General features: G+C 59.2%; 15 protein-coding genes and 1 pseudogene. 14 read left to right on the top strand and 2 right to left on the bottom strand.

Annotated features, from left to right (window positions below; all coding sequences use genetic code 11):
• Position 1: 1 nt before the first annotated feature.
• The 3 genes from Q0X28_RS01475 to Q0X28_RS01465 all read left to right on the top strand — a co-directional run bounded on the left by Q0X28_RS01475 (position 2) and on the right by Q0X28_RS01465 (position 4,842).
• The gene (locus Q0X28_RS01475) at positions 2–1,246 is read left to right on the top strand and encodes a glycoside hydrolase family 76 protein (RefSeq protein ID WP_298575708.1); all 1,245 of its coding nucleotides are present in this window, start codon (positions 2–4) and stop codon (positions 1,244–1,246) included.
• A 186-nt stretch (positions 1,247–1,432) separates the two neighbouring features.
• Entirely contained in the window at positions 1,433–2,866 is a 1,434-nt protein-coding gene (locus tag Q0X28_RS01470; protein WP_298575705.1) for a lipase family protein, read from the top strand.
• 539 nt (positions 2,867–3,405) lie between these two features.
• Positions 3,406–4,842, top strand: coding sequence for a lipase family protein (locus Q0X28_RS01465; RefSeq protein ID WP_296239661.1), 1,437 nt, complete (start codon positions 3,406–3,408; stop codon positions 4,840–4,842).
• Between the two features lie 162 nt (positions 4,843–5,004).
• Here the strand turns inward: Q0X28_RS01465 and fbaA are convergent, their stop codons facing one another.
• Entirely contained in the window at positions 5,005–6,039 is a 1,035-nt protein-coding gene (fbaA, locus tag Q0X28_RS01460; protein WP_296239660.1) for a class II fructose-bisphosphate aldolase, read from the bottom strand.
• A 335-nt stretch (positions 6,040–6,374) separates the two neighbouring features.
• On the opposite strand from fbaA, the pseudogene Q0X28_RS01455 reads away from it, so the two are divergent.
• The 3 genes and pseudogenes from Q0X28_RS01455 to Q0X28_RS01445 all read left to right on the top strand — a co-directional run.
• Positions 6,375–7,019 (top strand): annotated as a pseudogene (locus tag Q0X28_RS01455) (DedA family protein); the annotation flags it as partial.
• 244 nt (positions 7,020–7,263) lie between these two features.
• On the top strand, positions 7,264–8,403 hold the full coding sequence (locus Q0X28_RS01450; RefSeq protein WP_298575701.1) for an aromatic acid exporter family protein: 1,140 nt from the start codon (positions 7,264–7,266) through the stop codon (positions 8,401–8,403).
• A gap of 185 nt (positions 8,404–8,588) precedes the next feature.
• Positions 8,589–9,890, top strand: coding sequence for an adenylosuccinate synthase (locus Q0X28_RS01445; RefSeq protein WP_296238629.1), 1,302 nt, complete (start codon positions 8,589–8,591; stop codon positions 9,888–9,890).
• Between the two features lie 110 nt (positions 9,891–10,000).
• On the opposite strand, the gene Q0X28_RS01440 is transcribed toward Q0X28_RS01445, so the two are convergent.
• On the bottom strand, positions 10,001–11,428 hold the full coding sequence (locus Q0X28_RS01440; RefSeq protein WP_298575698.1) for a sodium:alanine symporter family protein: 1,428 nt from the start codon (positions 11,426–11,428) through the stop codon (positions 10,001–10,003).
• On the opposite strand from Q0X28_RS01440, the gene Q0X28_RS01435 reads away from it, so the two are divergent.
• The 8 genes from Q0X28_RS01435 (at position 11,397) to Q0X28_RS01400 (ending at position 22,867) form a co-directional block, all read left to right on the top strand.
• Positions 11,397–12,950, top strand: coding sequence for a sodium:alanine symporter family protein (locus tag Q0X28_RS01435; protein WP_298575694.1), 1,554 nt, complete (start codon positions 11,397–11,399; stop codon positions 12,948–12,950). The genes Q0X28_RS01440 and Q0X28_RS01435 overlap by 32 nt on opposite strands.
• Positions 12,951–13,151: 201 nt before the next feature.
• Positions 13,152–15,602 (top strand): TIM-barrel domain-containing protein, encoded by a 2,451-nt coding sequence (locus tag Q0X28_RS01430; protein WP_298575691.1) that lies wholly within the window; start codon positions 13,152–13,154, stop codon positions 15,600–15,602.
• A 55-nt stretch (positions 15,603–15,657) separates the two neighbouring features.
• On the top strand, positions 15,658–16,875 hold the full coding sequence (purT, locus tag Q0X28_RS01425; protein WP_296238427.1) for a formate-dependent phosphoribosylglycinamide formyltransferase: 1,218 nt from the start codon (positions 15,658–15,660) through the stop codon (positions 16,873–16,875).
• 321 nt (positions 16,876–17,196) lie between these two features.
• Complete coding sequence (locus Q0X28_RS01420) at positions 17,197–18,294, top strand: Re/Si-specific NAD(P)(+) transhydrogenase subunit alpha (RefSeq protein ID WP_298575688.1); 1,098 nt, start codon at positions 17,197–17,199, stop codon at positions 18,292–18,294.
• Positions 18,295–18,297: 3 nt separating this feature from the next.
• Positions 18,298–18,636, top strand: a complete 339-nt coding sequence (locus Q0X28_RS01415; protein ID WP_298575685.1) for an NAD(P) transhydrogenase subunit alpha — start codon at positions 18,298–18,300, stop codon at positions 18,634–18,636.
• Positions 18,636–20,105, top strand: coding sequence for an NAD(P)(+) transhydrogenase (Re/Si-specific) subunit beta (locus Q0X28_RS01410; RefSeq protein WP_298575682.1), 1,470 nt, complete (start codon positions 18,636–18,638; stop codon positions 20,103–20,105). Before Q0X28_RS01415 ends, Q0X28_RS01410 begins: the two co-directional genes overlap by 1 nt.
• 359 nt (positions 20,106–20,464) lie before the next feature.
• Complete coding sequence (locus Q0X28_RS01405) at positions 20,465–21,511, top strand: triacylglycerol lipase (RefSeq protein ID WP_298575679.1); 1,047 nt, start codon at positions 20,465–20,467, stop codon at positions 21,509–21,511.
• Positions 21,512–21,823: 312 nt separating this feature from the next.
• Entirely contained in the window at positions 21,824–22,867 is a 1,044-nt protein-coding gene (locus tag Q0X28_RS01400) for a triacylglycerol lipase (RefSeq protein WP_298575676.1), read from the top strand.
• Positions 22,868–23,087: the final 220 nt, after the last annotated feature.

Genomic DNA, 23,087 nt, shown 5'->3' with positions numbered 1-23,087 from the left:
GATGGCCACCTCCGAACTTCACACAGCCCCTTCCTGGGCACGTACCACGGATTGGCAGAAACGTGCTGCCATTGCAGAACGAAGCGTACTGGGCCGCCACGTGGTACGGTCCTTCTTCTTACCGTTTACCGCTACAGGTATGAGTGCCTGGCCGTACCTCTTCCGGGAGCGTTTTTCTGGCAGCTGGAATTTCTGGTGGCAGGCTCACCTGATTGGCTGCATGGTGGATGCGGTAGACAGAGAGGAGACGCCCCGGAGCCGGCGGCTGCTGCGGCGGTTGGCGCGTACTCACTACCGGCTGAATGGCCGCGGCTGGCGCCACAACCCGTACTTTGATGACCTTGCCTGGGTGGCCGTGGCGGTGCAGCGCGCAGAACGACGAGGCTACGTGCAGGGCTACGAGAAGGCTCTGCAGGAGGTGCGGGAAAAGTTTGAGAAGGCCTACAACCCGCAGTACGGCATCCCGTGGCGGGTGGGGGAGGACTTCTGGAATACGCCGGCAAATGGTCCGGCGGCAATATTCTTTGCTCGCTGCGGCGATAAGCAGGGGCAGGATCTGGCGGAGCAGATCTGTGACTGGATGTACCACTCTCTACAACTGAAAGATGGCCCCTACCAGGGGTTGTATGCGGATGGTCTGCGTCTGGTGGACGGTAAGGAGCAGCGCGTCGACAAGATCTACACCTATTGCCAGGGGGTGGCGATGGGAGCAGAGATGGAGTTGGCATTACATTCGGAGGGGCCGACGCAGCAGGAGCATTTGCGGCGGGTGTGCGAAATCGTGGAGGCGTGCGAGCGGTCACTGCTGTCTCCCACAGGGGTTGTGCTGGCAGGTGGGGGCGGTGACGGCGGCCTCTTCAAGGGAATTTTGATGCGTTACTTAGCGGATGTGGCTCGGCGGATGCCGGAGGTAGACGCTGCGCCGGGGGTGCCTTTGTGGGATGGCCGGTTGCAGCAGGTTCAGCAGGCTGCGGCGCGGATGGTGATGCGGAATGCGAAGGCGGCGTGGGAGACGGCGGCGTGGTTGCCGGAGGGGATGTTGTTCTCTGCGAAGTGGAATGATCTCGCCCAGTTGCCGTTGCGCGTTGCGCAGCTCGATAAGAAGTCGGGACGTGCAACTAAAGTCGATGGGGCAGTTGGGAGCTCGGCTATTGCTGAGCAGGATCTGTCAACGCAGTTGTCCGGGTGGATGGCGGTGGAGGCGGCTGCTCGTTTGGTGCGTATGGGGTGTTCATTCGGATACTAGGCGGTCCGATAAGACCGATGTGCCTGCCTCTGGGGAGAGATGAAGAGTTTTACTGAGATTTGGTAGTCCGCTGCACTTTTTCACCTCAAAACAGTGTATTGTCTTTACTGCTACGTGTGTTACTTATGTGACTAATGGTGTTCTTCCCACGGAGTGGTGGAACTTTTTGGAAGAAGGGTTACAAACATGTCCCTGCCGCGTAGGCGTGTCGGCACAATCGCTCTCTCGCTGGCTCTCACCGCTACCATGGTCGCCGGACTTGGTTTCGGGGTTGCTCAGGCTAGTGACTTTGATAAAGCGGAAAAACCGCTGAATGTTGATACTCCCTCGTTCTTTATGACGGTGGAAGAATCGCAGCACATTGCTTCGCAGTTGGAGCCGATTTCTCTCCGATTGAAGCTCAAAAAATCACCGCACCCGGCAGTAGCGGAATGGGTACAACCTCTCTTCCCCGACGACCCCTTTATGAAGGATGATGCGTGGAAGTACGTACGCAAGGGCTACAAGCAAGGTCAGATTATCCGTAAGCGGAAATCCTTGTGGTCGCAGCTTTTCTTCCCGGGTTCGCGGTCGGTCCAGTACGCTTTCGTGTCTTACGATTCCCGTGGCTATCCTATGACCGCTACGGCAACGTTGGTCGTCCCCCTCCATGCCAAGGAGAATGCTGGCGTTGTTCAATATAACCAGTTCATTAACTCCTCTGGTCCACGCTGCAAGGTGACCAATTCCCTAAACTCCCCTCTTGCTGGCGGAGACTTCAATAATGTCATTCAGGGGCTCAATATAGTTCTGGCTGCCGGCCATCCAGTGCTTTTCCCTGATGCTGAAGGTCCACGTAACTCCTACGCAATCAACCGCCTTGCCTCGCACGTGCTGCTAGATTCCATGCGTATGGTGCATCGGCAGAAGGACTTCCCGCTGAAGTCTTCCCCCTTCACCGCTATCGGAATTTCTCATGGTGGCATGCAGACGGGGTATGCAGCAGCTGAGCAGCCTTATTACGCTCCTGACCTCACCAAATACATCAAGCAGTTCATCGTGAACGAGGGCGCCCCGGACCTCATCAAGGTCGCTCACAATTTCGGCTTCTTCGGATCGCGACAGAACATTCCTGCCCTGTACGGCAGCTTCATGATGAGTTTCGTCATCGGAGCGATGCGTGAATACTCTGATGTGGTTCCGAATGCCGAAAAATGGCTCACCGACTATGGAAAGTCCATCATTACCGTCAATCGCAATCTGTGCATGCCATTCACTTTTCCGATGGGAACAGGAATGATCTCGAGCAAGGTCATGAAGGATGGCTTCTTCGAATCTGAGACCTTCCGACAAGCAATGCAGGTTGCGAAGGAATCTTCCTCCATCTACTACCCTGGCCACCCCAAGGTTCCTACTCTACTGATCCATGGTGCGTTGGATGAGATTCTCTTCCAGGCGGAACAGGATGCGGTGCTCTGGCATCGCTACTGCGACGCCGGCAGCAATATGCTCTTCCAGCTCACTCCGGTTGGGCATTTTGGAACGCCAGCGCTGTCCATGCCACGTATGCTCATCCAAGGAATGGCTCCATTCCACGGTGCGGAGCAGCACCCCAACTGTGATATACCGGTTCTCCTCTAAAAGAGAACGCTGATGTGTACGCCTTCGTTGGGTATCGCGTCTCAGTGGCAGGGATAACACGTTCTGCTAAAAGGGGAATGCCCCACCCGGTTAAGCCGGGTGGGGCATTCCCCTTTCTCAGTCATGTGAAAGTGCGGACTGCTGTAGAGTACGACTCACTTCAGGATGGTCGGTTCGACAAAGTGGAGGTTCTGGCAGCGTTCATGCCACGCGTGATGCGCTCAGTGGAGACAGTCAGTAGTGGGTGAACGGACTTACCGGGGGCGTTCGTGGGGCTGTAGTCGGGGGGGAGGGGGGGACGGCAGAGGCGGCCGCTCTTGTGGTGTGTATGCGGTGTTCATTCGGATTCTCGGCAGTGCATTCAGACTGGCTGTCGAGCCTGCCTCTGGGAAGAGGTCCAGGTTTTTACTGAGATGTGGAATTTTTCCGCATGTTCGCACCCCAGAGCAGTGATCTTTTACTAGTGTTACGTGTATTACTTATGTGACTAATGTTGTTCCCGCACGCAGCGATGGAATTTTTCACAGAAGGGTGATGACATGTCCCAGCCGCGTAGGCGTATCAGTAAGACCGTCCTCTCGCTGACCCTCACCGCTACCATGGTCGCCGGACTTGGCTACGGGGTAGCCGGGGCGAGCAACTTTGACGTTGCCAAAAAACCACTTGACCTCGGAAACCCCGAAATTGGGATGACCATTGAACGATCCCAATCCATCGCCCATCAGCTTCGTCCAGTACCGCTCAAGCTGAAACTTAAGAAAGGGCCCCGCCCGGCAATGCCGAAGTGGATTGCCAGCACTCTAGATGATGATCCCTTTATGAAGGACGACGCCTGGCGCTACGTCCGCGAGGGTTACAAGCAGGGCCAGGTTATCCGTAAGCGGGAGTCCGTATGGTCCAAGGCCTACTTCCCGGGCTCACGCGCGATCCAATACGCGTTCGTCTCGTACGATTCCCGCGGCTATCCGATGACGGCCACCGCCACCCTGGTGGTGCCACCGCATGCCAAGGAGAACGCCGGCATCGTGCAGTGGAACCAGTTCATCAACTCCTCTGGACCGAAGTGCAAAGTCACCACGCAGCTCAACCAGCCGGACTCCTGGGGTGTCGTTAACAGCCCAATCCAGATCATGGCCGCCCTTCTCATTATGGGGCACCCAGTGCTCTTCACAGATGCCGAAGGGCCGCGGAACTCCTACGCCATCAACCGCCTAGCCTCCCATGTGCTGCTGGACTCCATGCGGATGGTCCACAAGCAAAAAGACTTCCCGCTGCGCAAATCCCACTTTGTCTCCATGGGTGTCTCCCACGGTGGTCTCCAGACCGGCTATGCGGCAGCCGAACAGCCCTACTATGCCCCCGACTTGAACCCCTACATCGAGCAATTCATCATCAGCGAAGGTGCTCCAGACTTCATCAAACTGGCTCACAGCTTTGGCCTCTACGGAGACCTCTCGAAGGTGCCCAGTATGTGGGGTGGGTTCCTGGTGAGCTTCCTTATCGGTGCGATCCGCGAATACGGCGATATGATCCCGAACGTGGAGCAGTGGCTCACTCCCTACGGCAAGACCCTGATTCAGACCAGCCGAAACCTGTGCATGCCGTTCTCTACGGTAGCCGGCGGCGGCGGACTGCTGAAGTACATGGTGAAGGATGGCTTCTTCAAGTCCCAGACCTTCAAATCCATGATGCAGATCGCGAAGGACTCGTCCTCCTTCTACTACCCGGGCGTCCCGAAGGCACCAACCCTCATCATTCACGGCACCACAGACGAAATCCTCTTCCAAGCGGACCAGGACAAAGCCCTGTGGCAACGTTACTGTAAGGCCGGGACCAACACCGTCTATCAGCAGGTACCGCTGGGGACGCACTTCACCACTCCGGTCGTCTCAGCCCCGCGCATGGTCGTCCAAACCCTGCTGTCGCTCAATGGTATTCGGCAGGTCCCGTCTTGCGAGATGCCGATGATCCTTTAGCAGATCACCACACTGCTAGCGTGCAGTGCGCAAGACACAACGAGTGAGTGCTCCGTCCGAGTGTTTGGGACGGGGCACTCACTCGTTTATGTGCGGTAATAGCGCGGGGGTAGAAAAACGGCCACGGCGCAGAACTGCTGCCGTGACCGTTACCGTCAGGTGCTACTTGAGGATGCTCTTGCCGACGGAGTGGAGGTCCTGGCAGGCTTCCACAACGCGCTCGGACATGGCAATTTCAGCTTTCTTGAGATAGGAGCGGGGGTCGTACACAGCCTTGCTTCCGACCTCACCATCAACCTTGAGAACGCCGTCATAGTTGGAGAACATGTGCCCTGCAATGCAGCGGGTGTAGGCGTACTGGGTGTCGGTGTCGACGTTCATCTTCACGACGCCGTAGCCGAGGGCCTCTTCGATCTTTTCCTTCTCGGAGCCCGAGCCACCGTGGAAAACAAAGTTGAAGAACTTGCTGTCGGCGGGAAGACCGAGCTTCTCTGCAGCGACCTTCTGGCCGGCATTCAGTACCTCGGGCTTCAGCACAACGTTGCCTGGCTTGTATACGCCGTGGACGTTGCCGAAGGTGGCAGCCAGCAGGTAGGGAGCCTCGGAACCGTCACCGAGGGTGTCGATGACCATGGCGAAGTCGTCTTCGTCGGTGTACAGCTTGGCACCGTGAGCAGCCTTCACGCCGTCCTCTTCGCCGCCCACAACACCGATCTCGATCTCGAGAAGCTGGTGGTTAGCGGTGGTCTGGGCGTAGAGTTCCTTGGCGATCTCCATATTCTCGGGCATAGGGACGGCGGAACCGTCCCACATGTGGGACTGGAACAGCGGATCCTCGCCACGCTTAACGCGCTCTGCAGAGACAGCCAGCAGCGGACGAACGAACTCATCGAGAGCGTTCTTGGGGCAGTGGTCGGTGTGGAGGGCGACGGTAACGCCGTAGTACTTGGCCATGCGGGTGACGTACTCCGCCAGAGCCACAGCGCCAGCTTCCATATTCTGAACGTTCACACCGGAGCCGAACTTGGCACCGCCGGTAGTGAACTGGATGATGCCGTCGGACTCAGCATCCGCAAAGCCCTTCAGGGTGGCGTTGATGGTCTCTGTGGAGGTGCAGTTGATGGCCGGAAAAGCGTAGCCGCCTTCCTTTGCCTTCTTCAGCATCTCGGCATAAGACTCGGGATTTGCAATAGCCATATAGGTTTCCTTCGCAGAAATAGGGGTTTTCGAAGTGCGTAGGCGCGAAAACTGTCTGCGAGTCGCGCCATTTCTTCACATCACCTGGCGTACCGGAACGTACTGGAGGCCTCCTATTGGAGATGTGTCAGCCGTCACCTAATACGGGTTCACTTACTATTATGCACCTTTATGCGGCGAAGGGAAGGTGAAAAAGTGCTGCTCTGAACCGATTCATGCTGCGATAAAGGCAGAATTTAGGATATCCATAGAAAAAGCCACCATTAGGGGTAACACGCCGCCTTCACCACCCCTTCAACAAGCGGAAATAGACATTTCTCACATATACTGGCCAAGTGATCACTATTACATCCCTGGCAGCAGCCCACGCGACCGTGTCTACCACCCTCGCCCTCGGCCCGCAATGGCTCGACCCCACCTACCTCTTGGGTAGCGACGGGCCCTTCGGAGCCTTTGTGCTGCCAGGAATGTTGCTCATCATTTTCATCGAAACCGGTCTGCTCTTCCCGCTGCTCCCCGGCGACTCCCTCCTCTTCACCGCCGGCTTCCTCTCCATCCAGCCCAATGGTTTCGCCCCCATCTGGCTGGTCTGCCTCTCCGCCTGGATCGTGGCAGTTCTGGGCGACCAATGCGCCTACTGGATCGGCCGCAAAGGTGGGTCAGTACTCCGCCAGCGCAAGGACAACGCCGTCTTCAAGAAAGAACACCTCGTCCAGGCACACCTCTTCTTTGAAAAATACGGCGCCGTCACCGTCATCATCTGCCGCTTCGTCCCCATCGTGCGCACCTACGCACCGGTCGTCGCCGGCATGTCCGGTTTCCGCTACCGTGTCTTCCTCCCCTTCGACATTCTCGGCGGCCTACTCTGGGGCTGTGGCGTCACTCTCCTCGGTGCTGCCCTCGGCAACTTCAGCTTCGTCCAGAACAATATCGAACTGCTCTTCCTCCTCGTCATCTTCCTGTCCCTCCTGCCCGCCATCTTTACTGCCATCAAGGGAGTTGTTGACGCCCGCAAGAGCGACCTCCCCGAATCCATCGATCCAGAAGATGCCGCCGACCACATCCTCGCCGGAACCCCCGACGAAAAGAACGCTGACGTCCGCAAGCGTCTCGTCGCCGCCTTCCAGACTGAACAAAACCACGAAGGTCGCGAAGCCGCCGCCATTAAGGAACAGGTCTGCTCCGAGATCCTGGACTTCTCTCGTAAGGAGGACGCAAAGGCGTATGCGTAATTGGGTCAAGGCCCGAGCCCGCACGTTCACGGACAGCATTAACCGGAGGCTGCGCCGCGTCTACCACAGCATCATCCCCATCACGCAGGCTGCCATCGCCGCCTCCCTCGCATGGTGGGCTGCCACCCTTATCTTCCCCGGCACGAAACCCTTCTTCGCCCCCATCTCCGCCATCATTGCCCTCGCCCCCGTCCCAGGGCGCCGCGTCAAACGCTCCTTCGAGATCGGTGCCGGCACCATCGCCGGCGTCCTCATCGGCGAACTCATCATCGCCCGCATCGGCTCCGGCGTCTGGCAAATTGGCTTTGTCGTCTTCCTCGCGATGGTCATCGCCCTCTTCCTAGGTTCCGGCATGCTCGTCTCCGTCCAAGCCGCCTCCTCCGCCATCCTCATCGCCACCCTCATCCCCGTCCACGGGCCAGGGGGCCTCCAACGCGTCTGGCACGCCATCATCGGTACCGTCATCGGTATTGTCATCATGGCACTCATCCCCGCCAACCCCGTCCGGGATATTCGCCGTCGCCTCGCCTCCATCGTGCAGATCGAACGGGAAATCCTCGGCGACATCGCCTCCGGCCTCCGCACCCGCAACCCCGAACTCGTCACCAAGGCACTGGTCCGTATCCGCTCCACCCAGCCCGCCCTCAACGACATCCGCGACACCCTCTACAACGGAGCCGAAGTGGTCCGGGTCTCCCCGCTACTGTGGTACGCCCGCAAAGACCTAAAAAAGTGGGAAAAACTCCTTGACCCACTCGACAACGCCATCCGCAACACTCGCGTGCTGGCCCGTCGCGCCGTCGTCATTCTGGACGATGACGTACCCCTCGACGTCCGCATTCCCGACTCTATTTCCCTCATGAGTGAAGCCACTGGCGTCGTCCACTCCATGCTCTCCGAAAGCGACAACCGGCACGCCACCGAACAGGAAGCAGCCCGCGCCATCATCTCCGTGGCAGTGCGCACCACCTTCCAACTGGATCCCAACGACCGCTCCGGCATGCACGGACCCGTCATCCATGCACAAATCCGCTCCACCCTCATCGATTTGCTGCAGGTGTGCGGCATGAGCCGGGAAGAAGCCGTGAATTCTGTCCCCGCTATTGGCAGCCCCGGCTACCACCCGGCCTAACTGTAAAAAATATTTTCTCTCTCGCCCAGTTAAGCGGTAGAATTAGGTAACGGGTCTGCAGGGTAGGCCCGGGTTTTTCATTTTGTGCCCACATTGCCCCTATGCCACCACTGTCCGGAAAGGCCGACAGCATAGGCCGCGCGATGCACCACCCCTGCCGGCTCGGTGAAAGAAAGAACGAGAATATGGCAGCGATCGTCATCAACGGAGCCCAGTGGGGCGACGAAGGCAAAGGTAAGGCCACCGACATTCTGGGCGGCCACGTCGACTTCGTCTGCAAGCCCAATGGAGGTAATAACGCCGGTCACACCGTCGTCGTCAACGGTGAAAAATACGAGCTGAAACTGCTCCCCGCCGGTATCCTCACCCCCAACGTCACTCCGGTGATCGGCAACGGTGTCGTCGTCAACCTGGAAGCCCTCTTCCAGGAAATTGATGGCCTCGAGTCGCGTGGCGCAGACTGCTCCCGTCTCCGCATCAGCTCCAACGCCCACCTCGTTGGCCCCTACCACCAGACCATCGACAAAGTCACCGAACGTTTCCTCGGCAAGCGCGCCATCGGCACCACCGGCCGCGGTATCGGCCCCTGCTACGCCGACAAAGTCAACCGCATCGGCATCCGCGTCCAGGATCTCTTTGACGAATCCATCCTCCGCCAGAAGGTGGAAGGCACCCTGCGTTCCAAGAACGAACTGCTGGTGAAGCTCTACAACCGTCCCGCCTTCGAGGTGGACGAAATGGTGGACTACTTCCTGCGGTACCGCGATCGCATCGCCCCCATGGTCTGTGACACCAGCCTCCTCCTCAACCAGGCTCTTGACGAAGGCAAGTCCGTCCTCATGGAAGGCGGCCAGGCCACCATGCTGGACGTCGACCACGGCACCTACCCCTTCGTCACCTCCTCCAACCCCTCCGCCGGTGGCGCCTGCGTCGGCTCCGGCATCGGCCCCACCCGCATCACCCACGCTGTCGGCATCATTAAGGCCTACACCACCCGCGTAGGTGCCGGCCCGTTCCCCACCGAACTCTTCGACGAGTCCGGCGAATACCTGCGGGAAACCGGCCACGAATACGGCGTCGTTACCAAGCGTCCGCGCCGCTGCGGCTGGTTCGACGGTGTGGTTGCCGAATACGCCACCCGCATTAACGGCTTCACCGACATGTTCGTCACCAAGCTGGACGTCCTCACCGGTATCAAGGAAATCCCGGTGTGTGTCGCCTACGAGGTGGACGGCAAGCGTTTCGACCACATGCCGGAGAGCCAGAGTGACTTCCACCATGCCAAGCCCATTTACGAGATGCTGCCCGGCTGGACTGAAGACATCACCGGCGCCCGCACCTTCGACGAGCTGCCCGAGAACGCCCAGAAGTACATGAAGCGTCTGGAAGAGCTCTGCGGCACCCGCGTCTCCTACATTGGTGTCGGCCCGGGTCGTGACGAGAACGTCGTCATCAACGACCTCGTCGCCGAAATTAAGGGCTGCTAAGTCCTAGCATCCGACACTACACAACACGTCCCCCGCTCACGTGACAGAACGGCCGGCTGGTACGAACCAGCCGGCCGTTCTGCATCGGCAGGGCGACGATGCGGGTAAAGCTAATCCCAGCACTCCACATTGCGGGCCTGGGGGAGAGAATCGCGGTGGAAGACAGGATCCACCCCAGCATCTTTCTGCCGGTTGTAGTCCCGTAGCAACTCAATAGCCAAGCCGCCGAGCGGAATAATCGCCACCAGGTTAATGGTCGCCATAATGCTCATAAAGATGTCCGCCAGTCCCCACACCAGCTCCAGGGCTGCCAGCGACCCCGCGAACACGCAGAGTACTACCAGCATACGGAACGCCATCAGCACCTTCTTGGACTCGGTGACGAACTGGATGTTGCACTCCCCGTAGTAGTAGTTGCCAATAATGGAGCTGTAGGCCAGGAAGAACAGCACTACCGCCAGTACCGGTATAGCCCAATCCCCCAACTGGTGGGCGAGGGCATGCTGGGTAGCCACCGCCCCGTCCCGCAGCCCATACTCGGGGTTACTGAGAAGGATGATGAACGCCGTCATCGAACAAATTATGAGCGTGTCGAAGTAGACGCCCAGTGTCTGGACGAAACCCTGCTTCACCGGGTGGGAGACCGCAGCTGTCGCTGAGGCGTTGGGGACGGAACCCATACCGGCTTCGTTGGAGAAGAGCCCGCGGCGAATGCCGATCATCATGGCGGTACCAATGCCGGCGCCGGCAACCTGCTGCGCGCCGAATGCGCACTGGAAGATGAGGGAGATAACGCCGGGGATCTTGTCGTAGTTCACCACGCACACGAAGATGCCCAGTCCAAGGTACACCAGGGCCATAATGGGAACCAGCACTTGGGATACCGCGCTAATGCGCCAGATGCCACCAAAGATGACGGCGGCGGTGAGAGCCGCCACCACCAGTGCCAGCTCCAGGTTGACCCACTTCATGGTGGCAGGGTTGTCCACCAGCGGAGCGATGGCCTGCGAGGTGGTTTCAGTAATCGAGTTGGCCTGCACCATATTAAAGACGAAGCCATAGGTGAAGGTGATGGCGACGACGAAAAGCAGCGCCAGCCATCGCCGCCCCAAACCGCGCTCAAGGTAGTAGGCTGGACCACCCCGAAAGGCCCCTGTCGCTTTATCTTTCACCTTATACAGCTGGCCGAGAGTCGATTCCACAAACGCTGTCGCCCCACCAATAATGGCCAGCAGCCACATCCAGAAGATTGCACCGGGCCCACCCAACGCGATGGCCACCGCCACCCCCACAATATTGCCGGTGCCCACGCGGCTCGCCGCGGAGACTGTGAAGGCGCGGAAGGCACTGATGCCTTTCTTCCCGTCCGACGACGTTTCCGGCTGTTCCACTAGTGTGCGCATCATCTCGGGGAGGTGGCGGATCTGCACCACCATGGTGCGAATGGAGAAGTAGAGACCGGCTATAGTCAGCAGCGCCATCAGCACATAGCCGTAGGTGTTGTTGATGCTGCTCAGCAGCTCGGTGGTATTCGTCATGGGCAATAGTTTAGCGGGCGAGCAGGCTCCCAATGGTAGTGTCTTTTCCGTGCTCACAGACCTCGTCGCCCAAGTTGAGGGCTTTATTTCCTCGCACATCCTCATTTTTGTGCTCGTCGGACTCGGTGTGGTGTTTACCATCGCCACCAAAGCCGTCCAACTCCGCCTCTTCGGACATATGTGGCATCTCATGTTGGACTCCCGCAAACAGAAGGGGACATCGCTCTCCAGTTTCCAGGCGTTCACGGTGGGGCTCGCCTCTCGAGTGGGCACCGGCAACATTGCCGGCGTCTCCCTGGCGCTTATTATTGGCGGCCCTGGCGCTCTCTTCTGGATGTGGGTGGTGGCGCTGTTGGGCATGGCCACCAGTTTTATGGAGAGTACGCTGGCGCAGATCTTCAAGATCAAGGGGGAGGATGGGCTGTCCCGCGGTGGCCCCGCATACTACATTGAGCGTGGTTTGGGTTCCCGCGTGTGGGGGTGCATTTTTGCCGCCCTGCTGGTGTTTTCCTACGGCCTCATTTTCCCGATGGTGCAGTCGAACACCATCGCCCAGCAGTTCAAGTCCACCGCGGGGGTGCCGGTGTGGGTGACGGCGCTCATCCTCGTCGCGATCAGCATCCCCATCATGCTGGGTGGGTTGCGGCGTGTCGCGAAGGTGACAGAGAGCGTGGTCCCGGTTCTGGCCATCATCTACCTGGTAGTGGCGCTTGTCATCATCGTCATGAATATCACGGATCTGCCGCGCGTCTTCTCCGATATTTTTGCCGGCGCCTTTGGGTTGCGTCCTGGCCTCGCCGGTATCGGTGGCGGGATATGGGCCACTATGTTTAACGGGGCGAAGCGCGGCCTCTTCTCCAATGAGGCCGGTCAGGGCTCCATGCCCAACGGGGCGGCGACTGCCGACGTGCCACATCCGGTGGTGCAGGGTCTCATCCAGGCGCTGGGAACGTTTGTGGACACTATCATCGTCTGCTCCCTGACGGGTTTCATGATTCTGCTGGCTGGCCCCAGCGTGTATGTGCCCGGCCAGAAACTGGAGGATGGCATTCTGGCGCAGGCTGCCCTCACTCACCACCTGGACTATGGCACCGGCTGGACCGTCTGGTTCATGTCCATCGTCATCTTCCTCTTCGCCTACTCCAGCACGCTGGGGTATTCGGTGTTTGCGGAGATTAACGTCAACTACTTGGGGTGGAAGAAGCACGGCAGCACCATCCTCCACGTCCTCATGATTGCCGCCACCGGGCTGGGGTCCATTGCGGCTCTGCCGTTGGCGTGGTCCCTGGCGGACTTGGCGCTGGCACTCATGACCATTATCAACATGGTGGCGGTGGCGCTCCTTATGCGCTACGGAGTGCGCTGCCTACGCGACTACGACGCACAGCGTAAGGCGGGTATTGCGGAGCCGGTGTTTGTGGAGACGCCCGGATTCTTCCCGAAGCCGGTCCCGGATTCTGTGTGGGTTCCTGTGAAAAATTCGCCGGCGGAAACCGACAAACCAGCGGCTACAGACAGTTAGGGTCAGAGTAGAGGTCAAACCCGGCCTCTACCTGGCTAGCTGCCGTTCCCGTCTAGCCCGTTACGAGGTACGCAGCGACCCCGTGCGGAGGGTCAGCCGCCCCTCGACAGTGGCCCCCGCCGCGACTTCTTTGCCCTGCCCACCTCGCCTCGCCGCTAGGTACCCACAGCCTGCCAGTCGGTTGAGCTGAGAGGACGCCCCATGGTCGCATTGGCACCGTCACCCCACCCAGAAGCGCGCTTCCGCACTCCCCGCTCCATTGCGCCTGCGCTCCGTATTCTCTCTCTGGCTACCGTCACCGCCCTTGCCTTCGGCATGGCGAATAGCAGCCCCGCCCAGGCAGCGACTCTCCGCCCCGTGATCGACGGGAGTGCGCGCTTCCAGGTCATCAGCCCCACGCTGGTGCGTATGGAGTATGCGCAGGACCGGAAGTTCGAAAATCGCACTACCACCAACGTGCAGTACCGTCCGCTGAAAACCCCCTACCAGACATGGGCGAAGGACGGCTACCGCTACATTAAGACCAGCAAACTCACCCTCCGCTACAAGCAGGGGTCGGGACACTTTACTCCGCAGAACGTGAGCGTGACGCTGCGCGTAGCGGGGCAGACGACCACTGCGCACCCCCGCTGGGACGTACAAGGGGACAATCTGGTGGTCCCCCACAATCAGTTGGGCGGCTGGCGCCGTGACCTCCGCGACGTGGGCGGCACAGTGAAACTCAACCCCGGCATTCTGTCCCGCGACGGCTGGCAGCTGGTCAACGATACCCGCACCGCCCTGTGGAAGCCCGACAGTTGGCCGATACCGCGTGCCCCCCGGATCCGCAAGGACTCCACGTTCTACCAGGATGGCTACTTCTTTGGCTACGGCCACAATTACAAGCAGGGACTGCGCGACCTGGCCACCATCACTGGCCCCAGCCCGGTGCTGCCTGAGTGGGCTTTCGGCAACTGGTACTCCAACTATCACGCCTTCACCCGCGACGACTACGCCGCACTGATGCGGAACTTCCACACCCGAAAGGTGCCACTGGATGTGCTGGTGGTGGACACCGACTATAAGGCCCCCAACCAGTGGAACGGGTGGAACTGGAACAAGAAACTGTGGCCTGACCCGCAGGGCGAAATCCGCTGGCTGAAGAGCATGGGCCTCACCCTCTCCTTCAACACCCATGACGGTATGAACAGCAACGACCCCAAGTACGCCATTGTGCAGAAGGCCGTCCACAATACCCTCGCCCCTAATGGCCCCAAGTACTGGGATCCCTTCTCCCTCTCCTACGGCTTCGACATGAGCCGGCCGGACCACGCCAAGTGGTACTTCTGGCTGCATGAGGACTTTGAGAAGGCCGGCACCGACTTCTTCTGGTTCGACTACGGTTCTGCGAAAACTCGTGAGGAGGGCTACCCCTTGGAGAAAGGTCTGGTGAATCCGCTACCCTCCACCGGCGTCAACGGCGTCACTATGCCGGGTCTCAATGCTGAGCAGTGGCAAACCTATTTGTATGCGGACCGTCTGCGGAAGCAAGGTAAGCGGGGTTTCTCGCTGTCCCGTCATCGCGGCCAGCTGGGGGAGCGGCGCAATAACATCCACTTCACCGGTGATACCCTCACCACGTGGGGGACGATGGCGTTCGAGGCGGAGTTCACCGCTGCCGAGGGCGCGTCCATGGGCCTGCCCTATGTGTCCCACGATATTGGCGGCTTCAAGCTGGGCAATGTCCTCACCAATGACATGTATGTGCGGTGGGCGCAGTTGGGTGTATTCCAACCCATCAACCGGCCGCATGGTCTGCAAGCGAAGCGGCTGCCTTGGGAGTACAGCCCGGCTGCAGAAAAAGCTGGTGTACACTTCCTGAAGCTGCGTGACGAGCTGGTGCCCTACCTCTACAACCTGGCATGGGAGGCGCATCTGACGGGTGTGCCGATGGCACGGGCCCTCTACCTCAACTACCCAGAGGACCCGCAGGCCTACCTCCACAACACCCAGTACCTGTTAGGTGACGATATGCTCGTGGCACCGGTTGCGAAATCGGGCCGTACCGCTACGACGGAGGTGTACTTCCCGGCAGGTACCTGGCGCGACTACTTTACCGGCAAGGTGTACCGTGGCCCCGCCACTCATTCGATCACCACGGATTGGATGACGATGCCGGTGTTTGTGCGGGAGGGTGGCATCGTCACCACTCTGGCGGAGCAGTCGACGCGAGAAGGCAAGAACTGGAAGCAGTCCCGCAAGAACCTCGTTGGCCTGCAGGTGAACGCGAACGTGGTGGGTGCCCGTAATAGCACCACCATCTACCAGGATGACGGCCAGTCGCTGGATTACTGGCAGGGTAAGGTGGCGCGCACTTCGGTGTCCGTGCGGACAGTGCGGCAGGGGCGTGACAAGGTGGCGACGGTGACGGTGGGCCGGACGACCGGTTCGTTCCGTGGACAGTCCGCGACCCGCGACTATGCCTTCCAGGTGTATTTCGATCATCCGCGGAAGGTGGCGCTCAAGGGGCGCACGCTTCAGGCGGGGACGTATGAGCAGGCGCGGCGCCAGCCCGGCCGCTACTACTACTATGATCCGCTCCAGCGCGCGGTGTTTGTCTGTGCTGCTGGAGTGGCCAACCCCACTGAATCTCAGCTGGTGCTGTGGGGATAACAGGTCATCCTGCTCTATCATGAGAGCAAGGAACGAGTTGAGAAGGGGACTCCCCATGACGACACCACGCGTCCTGCGACGCATCGGTACTGCACACACTCCTGGTGCAACACGGGTGATGCTGCTGGGCTCTGGCGAGCTTGGTAAGGAAGTCGCTATTGCTTTCCAACGGTTTGGTGTCGAAGTGATTGCCGTCGACCGGTATTATGGGGCGCCCGCTCAGCAGGTGGCGCATCGCAGCTACACCATCGATATGGCGGACCCGGACCAGCTGCTGCGCCTTATTCGGGTGGAGCGGCCGGATTTTGTCATCCCGGAAATTGAGGCGCTGGCCACTGATGCGCTGGCTCTCATCCAGGATGAGGGTACTGCGACGGTGATCCCCACTCCTCTCGCAGTGCAGCTCACGATGAACCGGGAGGGCATCCGCCGGTTGGCGGCGGAGCGCTTGGGCCTGCCGACCTCCCCGTACCAGTTCGCGTCCTCGCGGGAAGAGATGAAGGATGCCATTGTGCGCCTGGGGCTCCCCTGCGTGGTGAAGCCCATCATGTCCTCCTCCGGCCATGGCCAAACGGTGGTGCGCCGGGCGGAGGATATGGATGCGGCCTGGGAGCGGGCGCGCGAGGATTCTCGGGTGGACCAGGGGCGGGTCATTGTCGAGGGGTTCGTGGATTTTGACTATGAGATCACGCTGTTGACGGTGCGTGGGATCGACCCGGAGACGGGGGAGACGGTCACCCGTTTCTGTGCGCCCATTGGGCACCATCAGGAGAATGGCGACTATGTGGCTTCGTGGCAGCCGCAGCCGATGACGGAGGCGGCGTTGGCGACGGCGCGAAAGATTGCCGCGAAGGTGACCAGTGCCTTGGGCGGCCGCGGCATTTTTGGTGTGGAGCTCTTTGTGAAGGGCGACGATGTGTTGTTCTCGGAGGTGTCGCCGCGTCCGCATGATACGGGGCTTGTCACCCTTGGGTCGCAGCGGTTGAGTGAGTTTGAGCTGCATGCGCGGGCAGTGTTGGGTCTGCCTATTGATACTACATTGTTGTATCCGGCGGCCAGTAGCGTCATTAAGTCGCCCTATGATGGTGAAGGTTTGGGCTTCTGGGGTGTGGATGCGGCATTGGCGACGCCGGGGACGGATGTGCGGTTGTTCGGTAAACCGGAGGCGCATGTGGGCCGGCGTTTGGGCGTTGTGGTGGCGACGGGCGTGGATGTGGAAGACGCCCTCAATAAGTCACAATCTGCTGCCCAGAAAATTCGCGTTGTCCGCTAATAACCGGGTGTTCTCCTGCTAACTTCACACAGTTTTTCTGGCAGCCGAGCCCTCCTGTGGAGTGGCTCGGTTTCCATTTTTGTGTCATCTGTGAAGTAGTCTGTGTGGTCTAACCCTCCCCAAAAACAGCAATGTGACACTCGTCTCGCAGGTCTTTTGTGGAGAGGTGTGAAATAGCTCTCAATCCTGCTGAGCAGACCACAAGAATTCGCTGGAAATTCACAGGACATCCCAGTTTCTTTATTGCCGCGAGCAAGGCAAAATTCCATATAGTTGTCACAACGCCTTAGCTACTAAATCACAACAGGAAGCGAGGATTGAATGGTATCGGCACAACGGCCACGCATCGGTGTGGTTCGTGAGACCGTACCGGGAGAGCGTCGTGTGGCGCTCGTCCCCAAGGTCATCACTCAACTTATTGGAAAGGGACTGGACGTCGTCGTCGAGTCCGGCGCAGGTGAAGCTGCACTTCTCCCGGATAGTGCATTCGAAGCTGCCGGCGCTGTTATCGGAAACCCCTGGGACTGCGACGTTGTCGTCAAGGTAGCAGAACCCAGCAGCGAGGAAATCGCGAAGCTTGCTGCCGGCACCCGGCTCATCGGCTTCCTGAACCCCCGTTCCCAGGAGAACCAAATTGGCGAACTTAAGGCCAAAGGCGTCGAAGCCTACGCCATGGAAGCCATTCCGCGTATCTCCCGCGCCCAGGTTATGGACGCACTGAGCTCTCAGAACAACGTCGCCGGCTACAAGGCCGTGCTCGTTGCCGCTGACCAGCTCACCCGCTTCTTCCCCATGCTCACCACCGCCGCCGGCACCGTCAAGCCGGCCACCGTCATGGTGCTCGGTGTGGGCGTGTCCGGCCTGCAGGCCCTCGCCACCGCCCGCCGCCTCGGTGCCCGCACCATCGGCTACGACGTCCGCCCGGAGGTCGCCGAACAGGTGAAGTCCGTTGGTGCCAAGTGGCTTGATCTCGGCATCGAAGCCGCCGGTGAAGGTGGTTACGCCCGTGAGCTCACCGACGAAGAGAAGGCCCTCCAGCAGGAGCGCCTGGCAGCCGCCATCGGCGAGGCAGACGCGGTTATCACCACCGCTCTCGTCCCAGGCCGTCGTGCTCCTATCCTGGTCACCGCGGACGCCGCTTCCCGCATGAAGCCCGGCTCCGTCATCGTCGACCTTGCTGGTGAGACTGGTGGCAACTGTGAACTCACCGAACCCGGTGAGACCGTTGTCAAGAACAGCGTCACCATCTGCTCCCCGCTGAACCTCCCGGCCACCATGCCGGAGCACTCCTCGGAGCTCTACGCCAAGAACATCCAGGCTCTCCTGGAACTCATGCTCAACGACGAGGGCGTCATCGCCCCCGACTTCGAGGACGAGATCCTTGCTGGTGCCTGCGTCACTCGTGACAAGGAGGCCTAGCCCATGGCTGCTAATGACCTGCTGCTCCTTATAGCGCTCATCGTGCTCGCCGGCTTCGTCGGCTTCGCGGTGATCTCCAAGGTCCCCAATTCCCTACACACCCCCCTCATGTCCGGCACGAACGCCATCCACGGCATCGTCGTGCTGGGTGCCATGTGGGTCCTCGGTTCCGTTGACCTCACCTCTGGCAGCACCGGCATGAACGTCGCTCTCGGCATCATCCTTTTCATTGCCGTTATCTTCGGTACCTTGAACGTCGTCGGCGGCTTCGTCGTCACCGACCGCATGCTCGAAATGTTCAAGCCCAAGGATCGCAAGCCGATTGAGGAGGCTCAAGACTAATGACTATCGCAGCTAACCTGCTCTACATTATTGCCTTCGTTCTCTTCATCTACGGCCTCTCCGGCCTCACCGGCCCCTCCACCGCAGTCCGTGGTAACAAGATCGCGGCCGTCGGTATGGTCATCGCCTTCGTCGGCACCATCCTCAAGCTCATTGACAAAGAAATTGACGGTGACGGCAACTACACCGTCAACTGGATCCTCATCGTGGTTGGCCTCGCCATCGGTACCGCTATTGCCGTGCCGGTTGCCCGCAAGACCAAGATGACTGAAATGCCGCAGCTCGTTGCTATGTTCAACGGTCTCGGCGGCGGCACTGTGGGCCTCATCGCCCTGTGCGAAGCTATGGAATACCGCGGCTTCGACGGCGTCCGTATTGCGGATGAAGCTGGCGTCGCCGGCTCCTCTGCTGTTCTCACCACCACCGTTATTGTCGGCTCCATCCTCGCCGCCATCATTGGTTCGATCTCGTTCTGGGGCTCCATTGTTGCCTTCGCCAAGCTGCAGGGCATCATCCCCGGTCGCCCGATCGGCCTCGGCAAGGCACAGCAGATTGTGAATGCCGTCCTCTTCATCGCCGCAGTGGCCTTCGCCATTGTTATCGGCGTTAACGTGGGCGAATTCGGCAACATCTGGTGGATGCTCGGCATCATCATCGTGTCCGCCATCCTCGGCCTCATGCTGGTGCTGCCCATTGGTGGCGCCGACATGCCGGTTGTTATCTCCCTGCTGAACGCTATGACGGGTCTCTCCGCCGCAGCTGCCGGCCTGGCCATTAACAACACCGCCATGATCGTCGCCGGCATGATCGTCGGTGCGTCCGGTACCATCCTCACCAACCTCATGGCCAAGGCCATGAACCGCTCCGTCCTCAACATTGTGGCCGGTGGTTTCGGTGGTGACGGTGCTGCTGCATCCGGCGCTGCTGCTGACCGCGGCCCGGTGAAGTCCACCTCCGCTGCCGACGTCGCCATCCAGATGGCGTACGCCAACGAAGTTATCGTCGTCCCCGGCTACGGCATGGCCGTTGCCCAGGCTCAGCACGCCGTCAAAGAAATGGCTGCCCTGCTGGCCGAAAAGGGTGTCCCGGTGAAGTACGCCATCCACCCGGTGGCTGGCCGTATGCCCGGCCACATGAACGTGCTCCTGGCTGAAGCCGGTATCGACTACGACGCCATGAAGGAAATGGACGAGATCAACGGCGAGTTCAGCCGTTGCGATGTGGCTCTGGTGATCGGCGCTAACGACGTCACCAACCCTGCCGCTAAGGACGATCCGGGCTCCCCGATTTACGGTATGCCGGTTCTTAACGTGGCAGACTCGCACTCCGTCATTGTGTCCAAGCGTTCCATGAACTCGGGCTACGCTGGCATCGACAACCCGCTCTTCTACCTGCCGCAGACCTCCATGCTGTTCGGCGATGCGAAGGACTCGGTTGACGCCATCGTGGAAGAACTGAAGGGCATGTAACACCCTGCAGGTGTTGCGAACTAGGCACCGTTTTGTTGCCACTTTGCAACACAAGAGAAAATTACATATTTGAAGAATATGTAAATCTCCTACATGACATACCGTCACCCCCTGTGGTTATAAACACACAGGGGGTGACGGCTTTTTTGATTCAGATTTAACTCATTCGATCAGTTAAAAAATTGTGTTTATTGGCAACAACTATCGGATTTTTTGGAAACAGCCAGTTTAGAGCGTTGCAGACAGTTTTCAGAAACTCAACAATAAATCCTAGCAGACTCCCTCTGTTTACCGTTATTTCGCCCACTCTCCCAGCGCTTGTGGCGCGTTCGGGAATTTAACGAAGAAAGGATCTGGCAGTGTTCCAGACCAGCAAAACGCTCGCTGCCCTCGTAGCCTCTGCCGCCATCGTGGCGAGCTCCACCTCCCTTGCCGTAGCAGCCCCTAATAACTACCAGCCGCTGCCCGAACTGCCCTCCAGCACCGTGCGTGCTACCACCCAGGGCGCTGGCCAGTCGGCTACCAGCATTGCCGACGCCATCATGAAGGACGGCAGTGATCCGGTTGCCCCTCAAGGCGTTAATGACTGGACCTGTAAGCCTTCTGCTGAAAAGCCCAATCCCGTCGTGCTCATTCACGGCATGTTCATGACCGCCAACACCGCATGGGCTGGTCTCGGCCCCGAACTGAAGAACCAGGGCTACTGCGTCTACGCCGTCAACCTCCCGAAGGACCCCGACGGCCTCATGTCCAAGGCTGCCAACCTGGTGGGCCTCGACTTCGGTGGCCTCTCCGATATTGACGCAGCCACCGTCGCCACTGCTGCCTTCGTGAACGAAGTTCTGAAGACCACCCATGCCAAGAAGGTTGACCTGGTCGGTTACTCGGAGGGTGGCACCATCTCCAACCTCATCGCTCACACCTACGGCCCGAGCTTCATCAACAAGATCGTCACCATGGCCGGCATTAACGTGGGCATCAACCCCTTCGGCCTGCAGGACAACAAGGCTATCTGGGTGAAGCCGGATACTCCGGCCGCGCTGGGCAAGATCATGAACGAAGCCTCTGTGGCTGCTGGCCAGATGATGACCGGCTCCTCCATCAGCGAGCGCCTCACCAACCCCGACACCATCTCCGGCATCAACTACACGAACATCTCCTCCAACTTCGATGAGTTCGTGCTGATGTCCAAGCACAACCCCAACTTCCAGAAGGCTGTGCCCGGTGCCGTCGTCACCAACATCACCCTCCAGGACGGCTGCGACAAGGACTACTCTGACCACCTGACCGTGCCGTTCAACAAGCGCGTGTGGGCTCTCACCATTAACGCACTGGCCGGTACGCAGGTTCAGCAGGTGCCGTGCCTGGTCGCCGTCCCCATGCTGCGTACGGTTGACGCCAAGTAAAAATGAATAACGGCGTGGGCATGTTCCCGCGTCATCCAATCCCCTTCTGGGATCACACACTCCGACATGCGAAAGCGTGACGGTATCAGGGAGTAGCAGAAGCGGGGAGGGTCGCATGAGTGGCCTTCCCCGCTTCTCTTGTCCGTATTTATTTATATTTAATAGATATAGGTGTCAATAAAACTATTTGTGTATTCAGATCAATTTTGCCAAACTTTAGGGTAAACAATCTTAATGCTTCAAGTGATTGCCCTTGACGTCTCCCACATGAGGACATCAGACGGCATCGCCGCTTCAGAAAGGATCTGACTGGTGAAACACACCAGAACACTACTTGCAGCTGTTGTAACCTCTCTCGCCGTGACGGCCAGCGTCCCCGCCCTCGCCGGAGCCGCAACTCCCTATCAGCCGCTCCCGGACCTCCCCTCCGGTTCCATGCGCGGTACCACCCAAGGAGTAGGTAAGCCCGCCACCACCATCAACGATGCACTGCAGAAGAATGGCACCGCCCCCGTCGCACCACAGGGCGTCAACCTCTGGGACTGCAAGCCCAGCGCGGACAAACCCTTCCCCGTCATTCTCATTCACGGCCAAACCATGACGGCCAATAGCTCCTGGGCAGCCTTCGGGCCCGCCCTGAAAGACCAAGGCTACTGCGTCTATGCCGTCAACCTTCCCAAGGATCGCCAAAGCCTGATGGGAAAGGTCACCCGCCTCGTCGGATACGATTTTGGCGGTCTCACCGACATTGAGCTGTCCGCCGCCTACACCGGCGCCTTCGTCAATGAAGTACTGAAGAGCACCGGCGCCCGCAAGGTAGACATCGTCGGCTACTCGGAAGGAGGCACCGTCGCCAACCTGATGGCCCATAACTATGGCTCGGCGCATTTCCGTAAGATCGTGACCATTGCCGGTATCAATGTGGGCATTAACCCCTTCTCCGTGCAAGACCACAACCTCATCTTTACGTCCCCTACGCAGCCGGCGCTCTTGGGCAGCATTATGACGGTCCTGTCGGACTCGACGGCACAAATGATGTCCGGATCTGCCGTCAGCGAGAAACTCACCCATCCCGATACTGTCGCTGGCATTGACTACACGAACATCTCCTCCAAGTATGACGAGTTCGTGGTGATCTCCAAGCACAACCCGAACTTCCAGAAAGCAGTACCCGGGGCAACCGTCTCCAATATCGTGCTGCAAGATGGTTGTGACAAGGATCTTTCCAACCACACCACCATCCCCTACAACAAGCGCGTGTGGGCCATGGTGTTTAACGCACTCGCCGGCAAGGCTGTTGTGGAGGTTCCGTGCCTCGTCGCACTTCCTTCAGTGCGCAGCTTTGACTCCAAGTAACTAGCGCTACCTCGTCAAGCGGGGGAAGGTCATGGGTACCTTCCCCCGCTTCTCTTAATTTTCTTCAGAAAACACACCTGGGCAAATGTCCTAAAACTGCAGGGTGAGTGTAGTTTTTTGGATAAATGAACAACACGTAATCCGGATAAAAAACGCTCAGAAATGAAGCAGTCGTGGAAAAGAAATGGAAACTTGCAGGTAGATAGCTTGCTGGTGAAGG

Origin of the sequence: uncultured Lawsonella sp. (assembly GCF_947252745.1) — a bacterium.
GTDB lineage: Bacteria > Actinomycetota > Actinomycetes > Mycobacteriales > Mycobacteriaceae > Lawsonella.
Note: the sequence above shows the minus strand (reverse complement) of the source record. Positions and strands in the feature narration are given on the sequence as shown.